General features: G+C 58.8%; 13 protein-coding genes. 11 read left to right on the top strand and 2 right to left on the bottom strand.

The window, feature by feature from the left end; all coding sequences use genetic code 11:
* Positions 1–310: 310 nt before the first annotated feature.
* From pulA to CLV65_RS06410, 4 genes are all read left to right on the top strand, one after another.
* The gene (gene pulA / locus CLV65_RS06425) at positions 311–2488 is read left to right on the top strand and encodes a type I pullulanase (protein WP_144441823.1); all 2178 of its coding nucleotides are present in this window, start codon (positions 311–313) and stop codon (positions 2486–2488) included.
* Entirely contained in the window at positions 2485–3204 is a 720-nt protein-coding gene (locus CLV65_RS06420) for an HAD family hydrolase (protein WP_094690459.1), read from the top strand. The genes pulA and CLV65_RS06420 overlap by 4 nt, the downstream gene beginning before the upstream one ends.
* 199 nt (positions 3205–3403) lie before the next feature.
* The gene (locus CLV65_RS06415; protein WP_094690460.1) at positions 3404–4342 is read left to right on the top strand and encodes a hypothetical protein; all 939 of its coding nucleotides are present in this window, start codon (positions 3404–3406) and stop codon (positions 4340–4342) included.
* A complete protein-coding gene (locus tag CLV65_RS06410; protein WP_244569067.1) occupies positions 4324–5523 on the top strand; it encodes a glycosyltransferase family 4 protein in 1200 nt (399 codons plus the stop codon). Before CLV65_RS06415 ends, CLV65_RS06410 begins: the two co-directional genes overlap by 19 nt.
* 35 nt (positions 5524–5558) lie before the next feature.
* Here the strand turns inward: CLV65_RS06410 and CLV65_RS06405 are convergent, their stop codons facing one another.
* Positions 5559–7229 (bottom strand): ABC1 kinase family protein, encoded by a 1671-nt coding sequence (locus tag CLV65_RS06405; protein WP_094690462.1) that lies wholly within the window; start codon positions 7227–7229, stop codon positions 5559–5561.
* Between the two features lie 132 nt (positions 7230–7361).
* A complete protein-coding gene (locus CLV65_RS06400; protein ID WP_094690463.1) occupies positions 7362–7709 on the bottom strand; it encodes a phasin family protein in 348 nt (115 codons plus the stop codon).
* A gap of 322 nt (positions 7710–8031) precedes the next feature.
* On the opposite strand from CLV65_RS06400, the gene CLV65_RS06395 reads away from it, so the two are divergent.
* The 7 genes from CLV65_RS06395 (at position 8032) to CLV65_RS06365 (ending at position 15116) form a co-directional block, all read left to right on the top strand.
* The gene (locus CLV65_RS06395; RefSeq protein ID WP_158216083.1) at positions 8032–8913 is read left to right on the top strand and encodes a response regulator; all 882 of its coding nucleotides are present in this window, start codon (positions 8032–8034) and stop codon (positions 8911–8913) included.
* 69 nt (positions 8914–8982) lie between these two features.
* On the top strand, positions 8983–10323 hold the full coding sequence (locus tag CLV65_RS06390; protein ID WP_094690465.1) for a sensor histidine kinase: 1341 nt from the start codon (positions 8983–8985) through the stop codon (positions 10321–10323).
* Between the two features lie 470 nt (positions 10324–10793).
* Entirely contained in the window at positions 10794–11111 is a 318-nt protein-coding gene (locus tag CLV65_RS06385; protein WP_094690466.1) for a hypothetical protein, read from the top strand.
* 76 nt (positions 11112–11187) lie between these two features.
* On the top strand, positions 11188–11868 hold the full coding sequence (locus CLV65_RS06380) for a hypothetical protein (RefSeq protein WP_144441824.1): 681 nt from the start codon (positions 11188–11190) through the stop codon (positions 11866–11868).
* 121 nt (positions 11869–11989) lie between these two features.
* Positions 11990–13123 carry a hypothetical protein gene (locus CLV65_RS06375; protein WP_094690468.1) on the top strand — a complete coding sequence of 378 codons (1134 nt, stop codon included), beginning with the start codon at positions 11990–11992 and terminating at the stop codon, positions 13121–13123.
* Positions 13120–13842 carry an ATP-binding cassette domain-containing protein gene (locus CLV65_RS06370; protein WP_338065594.1) on the top strand — a complete coding sequence of 241 codons (723 nt, stop codon included), beginning with the start codon at positions 13120–13122 and terminating at the stop codon, positions 13840–13842. The genes CLV65_RS06375 and CLV65_RS06370 overlap by 4 nt, the downstream gene beginning before the upstream one ends.
* On the top strand, positions 13839–15116 hold the full coding sequence (locus tag CLV65_RS06365) for a hypothetical protein (RefSeq protein ID WP_094690469.1): 1278 nt from the start codon (positions 13839–13841) through the stop codon (positions 15114–15116). Before CLV65_RS06370 ends, CLV65_RS06365 begins: the two co-directional genes overlap by 4 nt.
* The last annotated feature ends 47 nt before the right edge of the window (positions 15117–15163 follow it).

Genomic DNA, 15163 nt, shown 5'->3' with positions numbered 1-15163 from the left:
CTCCAGATCTAGGAATTACCAAGGCCGCGACGCTTATGGGCGCCGCGGCCTTTGCATATCTTGTGCATATGCGCGTACATATCTTGTGCATGTGTACGCATATGCATTGCATATTCCTGTGCGCGAAGAACGCCCGCGGGTCGGTTGGTTTTGGAGCTTCCATGAGTACAATGAGCAAGGCTGGATAACGGCGCTTGCATATAGCGACACGCGGCGACAATGGCTGCTGCGGGAACTACGCACAGCGCAGCAACACAACGAAATAACGAACACACAAACATACGAATACAACGAACAACAGGAGTGCACGATGGCTGTCAATCCCGTGGCAATGGCGCAGGGCATCACGGCGGAATATCATGGCGATGACTTGGGGGCGGTGCTGCGCGGCGATTCCACGGTGTTTTCCTTGTGGGCGCCCACTGCCGCTGCTGTCACGGTGAGGTTGTATCGCAAGGGCTCCGACGAGGAGGTCATGCGCGAGCAGCAGCAGAAGGCCCGGCGCAACAGCCTCGTTCCCGATGCGTTCGCGACGGATGCTACAACCGCAACGGTTGCGCAGATCGATCCGGCGACGGTGGGTGACGCTGCGGCGTTGGAATCACGTGCATTTGCGCCGTTCGCCACGTATGAACTGACCAAAGACCGCAATTTCGCACACACCGGAGTGTGGCGCGTGCAGGTGCCAGAGAATCTCAATGGTGTGTATTACGACTATGCGCTCCAGTTCGATGACGGCACGGTGACGGTGAGTGCCGATCCGTGGGCGAAGGCGGCCGGTGTGAACGGCAAGCGCAGCATGGTCATCGACCTTGCCTCTACTGAACCTGACGGTTGGGAGAACGATCGCACCCCGCAGGTGCCCGCCAACAAGCTCGTCGTGTGGGAAACGCACGTCGTGGACTTTTCCGCCGATCCTCGCAGCGGCGTGCCGCGTGATCACTGTGGCACGTTCCTAGGCTTCACCCATCCCGACACGACGCTCGACGGCGCGGGCGTCACGCCCACATGCGTCAATTACCTCAAGAACCTTGGCGTCACTTGCGTGCAGATCGAGCCGATGTATGACTACGGTTCCGTGGACGAGGCTGCGCCGCGCGCCGAGCGCGGCTACAACTGGGGCTACGATCCGGTCAACTACAACGTGCCCGAGGGTTCATATTCCACCAATCCATTCGACGGGGCGGTGCGCATCCGCGAATGCAAGCAAATGGTGCAGGCGCTGCATGAGGCCGGCATCAAAGTGATCATGGATGTGGTCTACAACCACATGTACACGACCGACAACTGGTTCGAACGCACGGTGCCTGGCTATTTCTGCCGTCGCGACAGCAACGGTGCGTTCACCAACGGTTCGGGCTGCGGCTGCGACATGGCATCCGAAAAACCGATGATGCGCAAGTTCATCGCGGATTCCGTGGCATATTGGGCGAAGGAATACCACATTGACGGCTTCCGTTTCGACCTGATGGGATTGATTGACGTCGACACGATGACGCAGGTGCGTCAGCAGCTTGAGGCGCTGGGCGATGGCAAGGACTATATCCTCTACGGCGAGCCGTGGTTCGCCAAGGACACTCCCGCCAACCACACTGAGCTTCCGCTGTCCACGAACGCCAACCTCGACCATCTTGACGAGCATGTGGGTGCATTCTGCGATGCGTCGCGCGACACCATCAAGGGCCACGTGCACGAGAAGCTGCAGCCTGGCTATGTGAACGGCGCTGCCGAGAAATTCGCGCCGTTCATGATCGATGCTTCCGACGGGTGGCGCCATAGCACGCGACTTCCCAAGCATCGTGCCAGCCAGATGGTCCAATATGTCTCATCTCACGACGACCTGACGCTGTGGGACAAGCTGTGCATCACGATGCGCGCTGGCAAACCCGCGGCAGCCGATTACGACGCGCAAACGGGCGCCGTGGACGATATCATCGCCGCCAACCGTATCGCTGCGGCCGCGGTGCTCACTTCCGCAGGCCTGCCGTTCTTCTTGAGCGGTGAGGAATTCGGTCGCACGAAGCATGGCAATTCGAATTCCTACAATGGTCCGTTCGAAGACAATGTGATCTTCTGGGAGCGCGCCGAGCGCATGAGCTGGCTCGTCGACACTTACCGCACGCTTATTGCGCAGCGCGGCGAGGATCCGGCATTCGCCGATGGAGTGCGTTTCGCCGTGCCCACTGACGACCCGCGCGTCGTCGCCTTCCAAGTGGGCAGCCATCTTGTGGCATTCAACCCCACCGACCGTCCTTGCGGTGTGCGCGCAGGACGTCATTCCGCCGCCAGCTACGTGGTGCCCGCGCATGATTACCTGGTGGCACAGGCGCGCGCAGGACTTGTCGATGAGGCGGATGAAGGGTTTTCCGTTGCCGCAGGTGACGACAGCGGCAATAACCTCGGCGCAAACAGCAGCAGCGCAAATGATTCCAGCGCAAACGATCCCAGCGCAAACAACCTCAACAGCATCAAGGTGACGATTGCATGAAATACACGACCGTTTTCTTCGACCTCTACGGCACGCTTCTCGACATCCACACCGACGAAAGCTCCGACAGCGCATGGCAGGCGCTGAGCGACTGCCTCGCCAGCCACGGCGCGGTCTGGGAGTCGCTCGACCTGCTGCGCCGCGCATTCGCCGATGAGGAGGCATCGTTGGAATTGCGCGAAGCCGGCAAGCCTGATCATGAAATCGACCTCGCGCCGGCATACCACAACCTGTTTGCCTTGCGCGGCATCGAGCCCACCGACGAGATGGTGGCGGAAGCAGCATGGACGTTCCGCAGCGCCTCCACCGACTACAACAAACCGTTCGACGGAGCCACGGATTTGCTGGACGCATTGCGCGCATCCGGTCGCCGCACCGTGCTGCTGAGCAACGCGCAGGCGCTGTACACGCTGCCCGAGCTCAAGAAATTCGGCATCGCCCCGCACCTCGACACGGTTTTCATTTCGTCGCAAGCCGGATGGAAGAAACCGTCCGAGCAGTTCTACCGTCTGGCCTTGCAGACCACGGGATCCGACCCTGAGCACACGCTCATGGTGGGCAACGATCCCGATGCCGACATCGCTGGCGCACGCCGCGTGGGCATGGACGGCGCCTACCTTCATACCAGTGATTGGTTCGGCGACGCTCCCGCCGCGGTCAAGCAGTTCGAAGGCGCGGATTACGCCGCCCTGCTCGATTTCATCCAAAACGCCTGAGGCATGCAAACCTGGGTGCGCAACCTGAGAACGCGTGCAGCCTGAGAACGCCCGCAAACCTGAGGCGCGTAAACCTGGGAGTGCGCAACCCTAGAACGCGCGCAGCCTGAGACTTGCACAAACCTGAAGCGCACACACAAACGAACGAAGCGCTGCACTCGCCGAGAGCATCGCGCAGCACGGACGAAAGGACGACGCCATGGGGCTTTTCAGCTACGGCAACTTGGACGGCCAAGAAAGCAGCTACGAGGCTGACCTTGGCATCAACAGCACGCACCGCAAGAAACGCCGGCGTCGCAAAGGGCTGTCGAACCGCGGCATGAAGCTGTTCGCCGGCATACTGTTCCTCATTGGCATGATCGGCACGTCCGTCATCGCCGCCCGCCTCCCGCAAGAGAGCACGGACGCGGACCTTGGCACGCTGTCCGCGGTGGTCGCCTGCCTGGCGGCGCTGCTCACCAGTCTGCCGATGTATGCGTGGCTGCTCGTGCGCGGTTTCGAACACACGGCGCGTCCAGGCGTGTATTTCGTGCGGCTGCTGGTGTTGGCCGCCGTGTGCGAAGTGCCGTGGGACCTTGCCACGTGGCAATATCAACGGTATTCCACCTCGGCCAGCGGCATTGTGGGCTCGCTCTATGGTTCCGTGGACGCGCGTCCCTGGCTGAACCTCTATACGCAGAATCCCGTGTGGGCTCTCGCTCTGAGCGAGCTCATACTGATGTGTCTGGCATGGATTCGCCGTCATCAGGCCCCCACTGAGAAGGAAGGCCCCAAGCAATACGTGTGGTATTCGGCGGGCACGGCGTGGTTGCTGCGGTTCTTGCTCATTTTCGCCGCCGTCATGTGGACGTGGCTGCTCAACATCGGTCAGCTGGGCAAGCTTTTCCCCCTGGGGTTGATGTTCCTGCTGTTCGTGCTGATTTTTTACGGATTGCGCGGCAAAGAAAACACCAGCATGATGCTGGCGGCTGCCGTGGGCGCGCTCGAAGCGCTCGCGCCAGCGGTTGGCGTGCTGATTTTGCATTTCCACAATGATGACGAAGGTTTCGCACATTCGTGGACGCGCTGGCTGTGGTATCCCGCCACTGTGCTCATGATGCTGGCGCCCGGATTGGTGGCGTGCTGGGGGCTGTTGTGAAAATCGGCTTCGTTTTTGACGATACCCTCGACGCTCCCGACGGTGTGCAGCAGCACATCACCATGCTGGGGCGTGAATACGCGCGCCGCGGGCACGAAGTGCATTACTTGGTGGGCGAGACGCATGAGGCGCAGCGCGACCCGGCTTTCGCTTTTGCGCAGATTCATTCGATGGCGCGCAATGTGAAGGTGAAGTTCAATTCCAACCGCATGCGCATTCCGCTGCCGGCGTCGCGCCGCGCGATGCGCGAGCTGCTGCAGCGGGAGCGGTTTGACGTGCTGCACGTGCAGGCGCCGTATTCGCCGTTCATGGCGGGGCGACTGCTGGCGCAGGCGCGCCGCGTCACGCCTCTCACGCAGATTTTTGCCACGTATCACATTGCCGTGGACTCCGGCGTTGCGATGGCGGGTGGCATGGTGTTGGGTCGCGTGATCAATGCGCGCACCGAGCGGCTGATCCCGGCGGAGCATTCCGTGGCGGTGAGCCGTGTGGCGGCCGAGTATGCGCGGCGCACGGCCGGCGTGGAGACGCGGGTTGTGCCTAATCCGGTGGACGTGGCGCGCATGAAGGCCGGGGCGGGCGGCGCGATGCCGCGGCGGCATCATGTGGTGTTTTTGGGGCGCTTCGTGGAGCGCAAGGGCGTGGGCGTGCTGCTCGACGCGCTTGACTGGGGCGTGCGGCGCGGTGTGTTTCCGGCGGATTTGAGCGTGGCGATGGCGGGCAAAGGCCCGTTGCTCGAACAGTGCCGTGAGCGTGCGGCGCATATCGGTGTGCCGATTGAGTTTTTGGGTGAGATTGCCGAGGATGCGAAGAGCGCTTTCTTGGCGAGCGGGCAGGTTGCGGTGTTCCCGGCGACTGGCGCGGAATCCTTCGGGATTGTGCTTCTTGAAGCGATCGCTTCGGGTGCGGGCGTGGTGCTTGCCGGTGACAACCCAGGGTATCGCTCCACGATGATGGATAACGATGATGTGCTGGTGGATGTGACCGGCGCCGATCGCGCTGAGCACCTTGCTCGTGCGATTGCCCGGGCGTGCACGGATGATGAATGGGCGCAGCGCGTGCATCGCTGGCAGCACGATACGCTGCTGCCGGCCTACGATGTGACGACCGTGGCGGATGCGCTGCTGGCTATGTATGAGGATTCCCTCGTCGCTCGCACCGCACATATCGCCACTGCATAAGGGTCACTGCATCAAGGCTTGCGGCGCCTGTGCGGCTAGTTGTCGCTGCTCTTCCGGAGCTTGTAGCTTTGCACGAAAATGTCAATGACAATCCACACCGACAGTATGAAAGCCACCACATACCCCATCAAGCCGATGATGGGTATGCCAAACACCAACGGTTTGATGCCCGCGTAATACACGATGGACGAGCCGATGTACAGGCCCACCACAATAAGAGCCATCGTGAGCCTGTCGACCATGGACGACAGCTGGCGGATTGTGCCTTCCGACCCCACGAGCTCCATGTTTGCCTTGAGCTCGCCGCGCGTGAGCATGTGCGTCGCTTCGTTTGCCTCGCTGAGCAGCGCAAGCGTGCTGTGCAGGGCATGCAAGCCTTCGGTGCCGAGCGACGTGACCTCGGTCTTGATTGTTTGCTTGGCGGATGCGGAGTTGGCGATGTGATCCTTGATGATTCCAATCATGTTGGCGTCGGGCAGGAATTCATCCAGCACACCTTCGAGTGTTACCAAGCCGCGCGCGATCATGGTGATGTTGCCGGGTACTTCAAGGTTGAAGCGAGTGCATAGGCGGATGAGTGAGTTGATGAATTCAGCGACATCAAGGTCTTGAAGATCCACTGTGCCGTATTCGCTGATGATGCGGTCCAGTTGTTCCAGCAGGCTTGACGTTTGCGCAGGACTCATGCGCTTCGCGTCGGTCAGACGCAGCAGACCGTCCATGAGCTTATGGGAATCGCGTGCCGCCACGGCGAAAATCATGTCTTTGAGCAGATTGCGCACTTTCGTGGAGATCCGCCCCATGAGACCCAGGTCGATGAAGATGATTTTGCCGTCAGCGATGATGATGTTGCCCGGATGCGGATCCGCATGGAAGAAACCGGCATCCAGCACTTGCGCGGCATAATTGTCAACGAGCTTCGTGCCGATTTCGGAAAGGTCGTAGCCCGCGGCGGTGAGTTGCTCGGGGTGCGCGATGGAGATGCCCTCGATGTAATCCATCGTCACCACATGCGGTGTGCACAGATCCATGTAAGGCTTCGGGCAACTCAGATACGCATATTTGTCGCTGAATGCACGGAAATCCAGCAGGTTTTGGGCCTCGTTCATGAAATCCGTCTCTTCACGGAACGAATCCCAGAGCTCTCGCACCATGCCGTCGAGATCGACGATCTGAGTGTTGTGCGAAAAACGCTTGATGTGTTTGACGATGGACTTCATGATGTCGATGTCTTGCGCCATTGTTTCGCGCACACCGGGACGCTGCACCTTCACTGCAACCTGCGTGCCATCGAGCAGCGTGGCCTTGTGCACTTGCGCGAGCGAGGCGGAACCCAGCGGAGTGGAGTCAATCTCGCGGAAGATCTCGTGCACGGGTTTGCCGAATTCGCGGTTGAGCGTGCTGATGACCGTGGCGAACGGCATAGGGTCTGCGTCAGCGCGGAGCTTGGAAAGTTCGTCGCAATACTCCTGAGGCAGGATTTCTGACCGCATTGACAGAATCTGCCCGGCTTTGACGAAACTGGGGCCCAGGTCCTCGAACATGTGGCGCATGGAGACGGGCGTCATGTGCAGGGCGTCGTAGCGTCGCGCCACGCTGAGGATTTCACGCAGGCGGCGCATTTTTGACTTGCGCGTGAAGCGTTGCACGCCTTGTGCTTCGCTGGTCTGTGCGCGAAACAGAAGCGGCTGTTTGGTGTTGGTCATGCTGGCCCTCTCGAAGATTGCCTGTGGAGTGCGGTATCGGGGCGTAAGCGTCGGATGGGATGCGTCATCGCCCCACACAAACAAGGGCCGCGTCAAAAGAGCGCGGCCCTTGTAGCGCAGCAGCGTGAGGAATCAGTCTTCCTTGGAATCCTTCGTTGCATCCGCCTTGTCTGCGTCCGCCGCCGCAGCATCTGCTTCCTTCGCCAAGTCATTTACCTGCTGCACGAATTCCGCGCGCTGCTCGGCGGTCATGTTCTTGATGCGCTGCTTGAGTGCGGTGTTGGCGAAAGCATCGGAATCATCCTTTGCGCGACGCTTGAGTTCCGTGTTGAGCTGCTTGCCCTGCTCCACGGTCAGCTCGCCCTTGGCGACCAGCTCGTCAACGATCTCCTTGCCCTTGTCGGCGCCGAGAGCGATGGCTCCAACTCCAGCGAGAAAGATCTTACGGGCGCCTTCCCCGAGGTCATCGAATCCAGCCATGATTATCTCCTTTTATAGAGTGCGGCATTTACGTGGTGTATGTGCCGCGGTACGTGTTGTCGGCTGAGTCCGCGTTTGTGCGGCTTCCTTGCCACTTCCACTGTACTACGCAACCGTAAGAAGCTGCCATTTATGCTAGGCGCGATGTTCATGCGCCGCATGTCTTACGCCGCACGCTGTGTGGCGTGTTCGACGTTGTCAAATATTTCAACGGCTGCGATGGTGCATATTCACATGAGGCCATTTTCGATACCCTTATTCTTTAGATATACGGACGCGGCGAGTGCGTACCCATATGTACGGGATCCAACGGTGTGCAGGTATGGCGGGAGGCAACGGCATGACGTCAGGTCGGCAAATCGGCATCGCAATAGTGGATAACGATGCGTTGTTGCTTGATTTCGAGGCAAGCGCAATCCATCAGATGTATCCGCGTGAACGACTGCTATGGGTCACGGACGACCCTTGGACGGCAATCGACAGATGCTGTGCTGAGGTATGCCTCGAAGGTGCCTCTGCCTGTGCCTCCGGGAACGTTCAGGATGCAGCGTTGCATATGAAAGATGAGTCCGTTGTTTCGCCTTCCGTTGCGGCAAAGAACGATGATTGTCCGGATGTGTTGATCGTGGACATGTCGATGGGCGAGATGCCTGGGCCAGATGTGTGCAGAATCATCCGTGAACGAACCAGTCGCATCGCTTTGGTGGGTGTCACGTCGTATTCACTCAATGCCTATTCTCAGGAGGCATTGGATTGCGGTGCCCAATGCCTTATTGATAAGTCAAGTCTGGCGCGCGTGATTCATGCTGCGGAAGCAGTGGAATCAGGGCAATACCTTGACCCATCATGGAATTCTGCAGAGCAGGGGGATTTGCATGTGCCAGCCCTTGGCAGGCGTGTTTTCTTCGACCATGCGGAGGGCATTGTCTCTCGCGAAAGCACCGAAGAGAGTCATGCGAGATTGTTCCGTCGAATGGAAACGGGTTTCGGGGAGACGGCGAAACCTTGCGAAAATGGAGCGACTGCGCTTAGCAATCGTGAAATGCAAGTCCTGGAGGAATACAGCCATGGTGTGAAAATCCGGTCCATCGCCCATAGGCTGGGGCTTACCGAATCGTCAGTTAAAACGTATTTGTCACGAGCCAGAGAGAAATATCAGGCTGTAACCACTTGGGAGTTGTTGCATAAGCTGGGCCTCATGTGAACAATGAGTTTCAAGCTCTGTCTCAATTTACTGAGAAAGTACGCGTTCGCCTGACGAGGAATAATAACGATGAGCAATCCGATGATGAGAGTTGAGAACTGTCTGATGCGTACAGTTGGGCAGAAGGATGCGGGAGTGTCTGGCTCCTCTATTGCCATGCATTGGATTTCCGGTCACCGCATAGCGATGAAAGCGTTGCTGGCGGGCGCGATTTTTGCCGCAACGCTGATAGAGCTCCTTACGGATCCGCCACGAGACGCGCTTGCGTGGTGTTTCGTGGTGGTTGAAAGTGCGTTGATTATTGCTTTCCCTATGAGCTCACGGTTGTGTTCCCTGGGGCTTGCAGCTTGTTTTGCGTTGTACTATATGGTTCCCACGAATGGAGGTGGCAGCGAGTACTGGGGTGTATGGCTGGCGGCGGCGTATCTGGGATATGCGATGCGTGCGTGGATCGTTGCGTTGGTGGTGCTGGTGGACGGGGTGGTCTACCTGATGAGGATTCACTTGTTGGGATTGCCGCTTTCAGGTTACGTGATGTGTGCGCTTGTCCTAGCGATGATTGCCGCTATGGGCAGGTGTATGCGGTGGCGAGATGATGCCGTGAAAGCTCGCGAGGAAAGAGCGGCGATCCGTGCGCAGGAGCGACGTTTGCAGGAGCGGTTGGAGGCACTTCACAAAGATGAAGAGGCTGCGCTTGAAATACATGATTCAGTAACGGGGAATCTTGCGTATCTGGCTATGGTGCTGGAGGTCAAGGCAAACCAAGCACGCAGCGATGGCAGTGTGCAGCAGGACGATACGGAACGTCTATACCTGACGTTGAGCGCAAAAGTGAACGAGACATTGTCGCAGGTGCGACAGGTCGTAGATTTCTTGCGCAATCAGGGCACTGCGAGTGACGCTCTCGTCTGGGGCGTTGCAGACACCCCGCGGGTGGATTTCTCACGGTTGCTCCAACAGGAGATTCGGTGCTCCGATGCTGCTCTTGCGCAGCTAGGTTTCGTGGGGCAATCTGCGGTGGATGTGCCGCGTTCGATGAGTTTGACGAGTGCTGCGCAAAAGGAGGTTTTGTCGTTTCTTCGCGAGGTATATACCAATATTGGAGTTCATGGTTCGGTGCCAAAGAATCATGCCATGGCATTCCAAGGTGAAGGTGACTGGGGAAAGCCGGCAGGGCGGTACATGGTGAAGATCCGTGTTGATGATGGCAAGTTCATCATTGACTCCAGCAATGATGCGGATGGCTCGGAGAGATTCAGTTCCAAGCCCCATTCTGGAATGGGACTGGAACTGCATGCCCGCGCGGTAGCAAGGCTGGGAGGTAGTGTGCGTTATGGCAGCAATGCGAGCGGGTGGCATATCTGTATGGAGTTGCCACTCGTCTCGGAATCTTCTCTCACTTCGGAATGATATTGCACAGCCATTGAATTGGCGGCGGGCATGTGGCTGAATATCCAGCGGTGCTCGCATCTGTCGCAGATATGGATGTTGGGCATCCCAGTGGTATTGGTACTACTGTAGTTGCGATTATTGTTGCGATTGCCAGTGCTTTCATGCTCCACCGCCTGTTCGTAATGGAAATCGGCTTCCGGCGGATTAGCCAATTCTGTGGTCTGAGATATAGGGCTGGCAAAAGCCCTATTCGTATTAACGATAGTTTTCATACTAAATAACAGCCGAGGGAATCTTGGCCAGTGATAGCAAATCCTTTTGTAGACTTAAGTCTACAAAAGGCGTGTTCGACGTGCGGGTATACCTAATCTGTAAGTGCATCTAGAGATGCGACCGGCATGAATGGCTTTGCGGCTATGTCGCTGCAAGGTTTGATGTGCTGAAAATGGGCAGGGAGATACCTGCCCTCTGGAAAGAGGAGGAAGACCATGAAGTCTTTGTCTGTCGCTGCGAAGTGGAAGGTGGCGGCTGCGTTGCTGTCTGCTTCTTTGCTTGCTGCGAGTGCTGGGTTTGCGGTTCCCGCGAACGCATATACCGAAATTGGAAAGGGATACGTGACTGCAGAGCATTCGTATTCCTACCGCATCGGAATTAAGTCACAACATTGGCTTTCATATCGTCTAAATGATGGATGTTGTTTGCCGAGTCTCGGCAAGTGGGCGCGTGCGTACACGTACTCTCATGCCGATGCTCATGGTCAGCCGATTGCGGATTATTCCGCGTACTGGGCCAGCTACAGTGACTGAGAGATGAACCGTCGTCGTGGGGCCACCACCACTGGATGGCTCCACAACGGCAAAATTGCACGGAGGGGGACGAACGATGCGTAGGGGAGCGGTGTGGAAGCTCGCGGTTGTAGCGGCAGCGACATTAGGCATGGCGGGGTGCGGGGCGCCTTCGTCGGCTGATGCGTCTTCGTCGTCATCGTCCGCAGTTGCAGTGGTGAAGGCGTCGGACGGAACAGTTTTCTCGGGCACATATGCGCATGACTACCGGGATGCGTATGAGGGAGCGAAGACCGAACTGGGCAAGGGAATCCTCAAGGATAGTAAGATCACTGACGCCGAGTGGCAGGAGCTCAGGGATGCGCTGAACGGATGCACTCGCAGTTTTGGCGCCACGATGGAATTTCAAGACGAAAAGACCAGTGCGCTGACAGTCAAGACGGATGACAAGATGTACGACACCGAGAAGGTGCGCGAGACGATGGACAAGGTCCATCAATGTGAGATAGACACTGACTTTTATAGCATTTCTTCCATCCGCGATTTCGAGGAACAAGATGCGCAGGCCGGCGGGGATTACCTGGGGGCATTGCTGACGTGTTACCAGAAGCACGGTTTGGCGGATAAGGGCCTGACGGTGGAGGAATACAAACAGGTGATGTCGGATGAGGGGCGTGCTGCCGATATGTTCGGCAAGTACACGGATTCGTCTCGTTCAGATTATGATGAGCGGGGAGCCCAACAGTTCGAATCCTGCAATTCGGATCCCAATTCGTGAGTCCACAGCATCTGAGGGAGCGGATGCGTAAATTCAGGAATTGGGGAAATCACAAACCATGAGTGCGAGCTGCAACCATAAGAGAGCTGCTTGGATGATGGCGTGATGTGAAGGAGACACGATGAGGTGGTCCTATAGGAGAAAGGGCGGAGCAGCAGATGTTGCCGCGAGCGAAGACGATGAGCCTCGCGCGCGTAACCGCGTCAGCGCAACGGTGAGTGTGCTGTTGGCGATTGTGCTTGTGGCAGCAGGCGCCGGCGGGGCGTTCCTCTACATAAAGGCGCGCATGCCCCGCAGTTTCGTGTCGTCGTTGCAAACGGAGACCGTGACCGTGGAAGCTTCGACTTTTGATGATTCCCACATGGTGACAGTGACAGTGCCGCAAAGCACACATCAGAGCGTCGTTTCCCCTGTCACCGGCACTGTCACCCGCTTGGATTGCGCGGTTGGCGGCCAGGTCGCCTCGGGATCCGCGTGCCTCTCAGTGGATGAGACACCGGTACTCATGCTGTACATGTCAGTGCCGCCATACCGGGCTATTGCGCCCAATGCCACAGGGCACGACGTGCAGGCGCTCAACAGCGAGTTGCGCCGCCTCGGCTACGGTGCGCCTGATTCCAGCACAATGACATGGGATACCATCACCGCTTACAATGCGCTCGCCGCCAGCGTAGGCTCGCCCCAGTTGACTCAAGATACGGGATGGACTCTCGACCCGTCGATGTTCGCATGGCTTCCGCAAGAAAGCGTCACGATTTCCAGTACCGCGCTCACATACGGAGGCCAAGCAGTGCAGGGGCAGGAGCTTTTCGCAACCTCCATTCCGCCCACATCCGTGGTGTTCTCGCGCACGCTGTCTGCGGGTAGTCTCGCAGCCGGAGACCGCATCGTCACCATCGGAGGCGCGACGTATACGATTCCCGACGGCCAGACCACAATCACCGATCCGGCAGTGGTGAATGCGGTATTAGGGAGCTCGGAATACGCGGCGGCGCTGTCATCCTCCGACCCGACCGCCACGAGTGTGCAGGTGAGTTACACGTGGAAGCTTGCCGCACCCCTCGCGGTTACAAGCGTGCCACCCGCATCTCTCTACGATGTTGAAGGAAGCAGCGGGTGCGTTGTGTCCGATGGCAGTCCGCGGGCGGTTTCCATCGTGGCTTCGCAACTGGGGCGCACAATGGTGACGGTGGACGATGGAGGCGCCATAAGCAGCGTGGATGTGCTTCCGTCCTCGGCGAAAGCGTGCCGATGATGAGTGCCGCACCTGCGACGGAAGACACACCGACGGTTGATGACGCACCGACGGCTGATGCGCCCGCGCCGGTTGATGACGCACCGGTAACGAGCGCCGATGCTGCCAGCGCTGGCGCTCGCGTTGTGTTGAATAATGTGGGCCATACCTTCGATCACCGTGACATGCTGTTTCAACATGTGTCCTTAGTGCTGTTGCCACGCCATGTCTACGCCTTGACAGGGCCTTCCGGATCTGGCAAATCCACATTGCTGTCGATTATCGCAGGGTGGGTTGAACCCTCGGAGGGGCAGGTGCGTCGCGAGCGGTGTGGGCGTGTGTGCTGGGTGTTTCAGAATCCGCACGGTGTGGCGCGGCGTTTGGCTGTGGACCATGTGGCGTTGCCTTTCGTGGCGCGCGGAGAAACGCGGAGCCAAGCCGAACGGCATGCGTTGGAATTGTTGGATGACTTTGGTTTGCGTCATCGCGCTTACGCCCCCTTCAATGCGCTCTCCGGAGGTGAGGCGCAAAGGCTCATGCTGGCGCGAGGCGTGGCATCGCATGCCGGGCTGCTGCTCGTGGATGAACCGACTGCCCAGCTTGATTTGCACGCTGCGGATACTGTGAACGAACGGCTTCATGCGCTGTCATCGTCTGGCGCCATCGTCATCGTTGCAACACATGACCCGCACACCAGGGATGCGTGCACGGATGTCATTGATCTGAGGGATTTCCAATGAGCAGCGATAACAGCAGTTTCGACAGAACAGATACCGGTGCCGATGGGGCAGAGGCAAATGCCGGCGGAGCAGGGGCGAGTGCCGGCAGAGCGGAGGCAGAGCAGAAGAGCGCGGAATACTCAGGCACAGAATGCTCGGGCACGGACCTGTTTGGCGCAGGTCGCATGCATTTGCGCGGCGTGCTCGACGAAGCTTGGCGCGACATCACTTCGGGAACCACCCATGCCGCATTGTTCGCGCTGGTGCTTGCAGTGCTCATCGTCGCAGGGTGCGGCATGGAAGCGACTTCGCTTGCGCGCATTGATTCGGAACGGTCCTCGTACGTCGCGTCGGGAGCAAGCACCTACATGCTCACATACACCGGGCATGTGAGCGCCAACGCATGCGACCAGCTGGTTAACGCGGAAGGTGTGCTCGCAGCAGGTGCCGTTCGTCAATCCTCCACACGTATCACCATGGCAAAGCTGCCGAGCACCACCGTGCCCACGTGGGACGCGACTCCTGGAGCCATCCGCCTGTTTGCGTCGGCAGACTCGGACTCGGTGCCGCAGCTCAGCGCTGCGGATTACGCAGGCGTATGGCTGTCTCAGCAAGCCGCGCAGGCCACCGGAGCCACAGCGCACACCGGGCAGCCTCTTGCGGGTGGCGGCACCGTGCAGGTGCAGGGAGTGTATCCGTTCCCGGATGATGGCCGGGATACTGCGAGCTTTGCCTACGCCGCGCTGCAATCCGCACCCGCGCAGCCTGATGGTTTCGACTCCTGCATTGTAAAGACGTGGCCTGTTCCATCTGACATCCAGTCCCTGCTCATGTACACGATTGCGAGTGCTTCCGCCGATTCGAGCAGCTACCCGGTGATAAGCCAGTTGAACGTCACCAAGGGATCGCAGTTTCATCCCGAGAGCGAGTTCGCGGGGCGCATCTCCGCATGGGCGCCGCTTGTGCTGGCGGTCGCCGGGGCTTTGGTGGGCTTCATCTCTGTGATGTTGCGGCGTCTGGAGCTTGCATCAGCCATGCACGCAGGAGTGCCGAAGATTGCGATGATGGTGCAGATGCTTGTGGAAGGCGCAGCATGGGCGTTCGCTGCCACGGTGATCGGGCTCGCGGCAATAGCGTTCATGCGCCTTGGCTGGGCGGGCGCTGACCTTGCTGCCGTGGATGATGATTTGTTGCGCGTGCCTGTTGCTGCGCTCGTAGGCGCGTGTGCAGGAGTGTTCGTGGCGTCCCTGTGCGTGCGGGAAAAGAGCATGTTCCGCTACTTCAAGAATCGTTGATTTGGGTCTGGTGTGCAGCTGGGGCGGCTGGGGATTGGCTTGTTTGC

It is taken from the genome of Pseudoscardovia suis, from assembly GCF_002797875.1.
GTDB lineage: Bacteria > Actinomycetota > Actinomycetes > Actinomycetales > Bifidobacteriaceae > Pseudoscardovia > Pseudoscardovia suis.
Note: the sequence above shows the minus strand (reverse complement) of the source record. Positions and strands in the feature narration are given on the sequence as shown.

Excerpts from the sequence above, each read along its gene's own strand:
- CLV65_RS06405 (WP_094690462.1), bottom strand. The coding sequence starts at position 7,229 with ATGACCAACACCAAACAGCCGCTTCTGTTTCGCGCACAGACCAGCGAA.
- CLV65_RS06395 (WP_158216083.1), top strand. The coding sequence starts at position 8,032 with ATGGCGGGAGGCAACGGCATGACGTCAGGTCGGCAAATCGGCATCGCA.
- pulA (WP_144441823.1), top strand. The coding sequence starts at position 311 with ATGGCTGTCAATCCCGTGGCAATGGCGCAGGGCATCACGGCGGAATAT.
- CLV65_RS06380 (WP_144441824.1), top strand. The coding sequence starts at position 11,188 with ATGCGTAGGGGAGCGGTGTGGAAGCTCGCGGTTGTAGCGGCAGCGACA.
- CLV65_RS06415 (WP_094690460.1), top strand. The coding sequence starts at position 3,404 with ATGGGGCTTTTCAGCTACGGCAACTTGGACGGCCAAGAAAGCAGCTAC.
- CLV65_RS06385 (WP_094690466.1), top strand. The coding sequence starts at position 10,794 with ATGAAGTCTTTGTCTGTCGCTGCGAAGTGGAAGGTGGCGGCTGCGTTG.
- CLV65_RS06375 (WP_094690468.1), top strand. The coding sequence starts at position 11,990 with ATGAGGTGGTCCTATAGGAGAAAGGGCGGAGCAGCAGATGTTGCCGCG.
- CLV65_RS06400 (WP_094690463.1), bottom strand. The coding sequence starts at position 7,709 with ATGGCTGGATTCGATGACCTCGGGGAAGGCGCCCGTAAGATCTTTCTC.
- CLV65_RS06365 (WP_094690469.1), top strand. The coding sequence starts at position 13,839 with ATGAGCAGCGATAACAGCAGTTTCGACAGAACAGATACCGGTGCCGAT.
- CLV65_RS06390 (WP_094690465.1), top strand. The coding sequence starts at position 8,983 with ATGAGCAATCCGATGATGAGAGTTGAGAACTGTCTGATGCGTACAGTT.
- CLV65_RS06370 (WP_338065594.1), top strand. The coding sequence starts at position 13,120 with ATGATGAGTGCCGCACCTGCGACGGAAGACACACCGACGGTTGATGAC.
- CLV65_RS06420 (WP_094690459.1), top strand. The coding sequence starts at position 2,485 with ATGAAATACACGACCGTTTTCTTCGACCTCTACGGCACGCTTCTCGAC.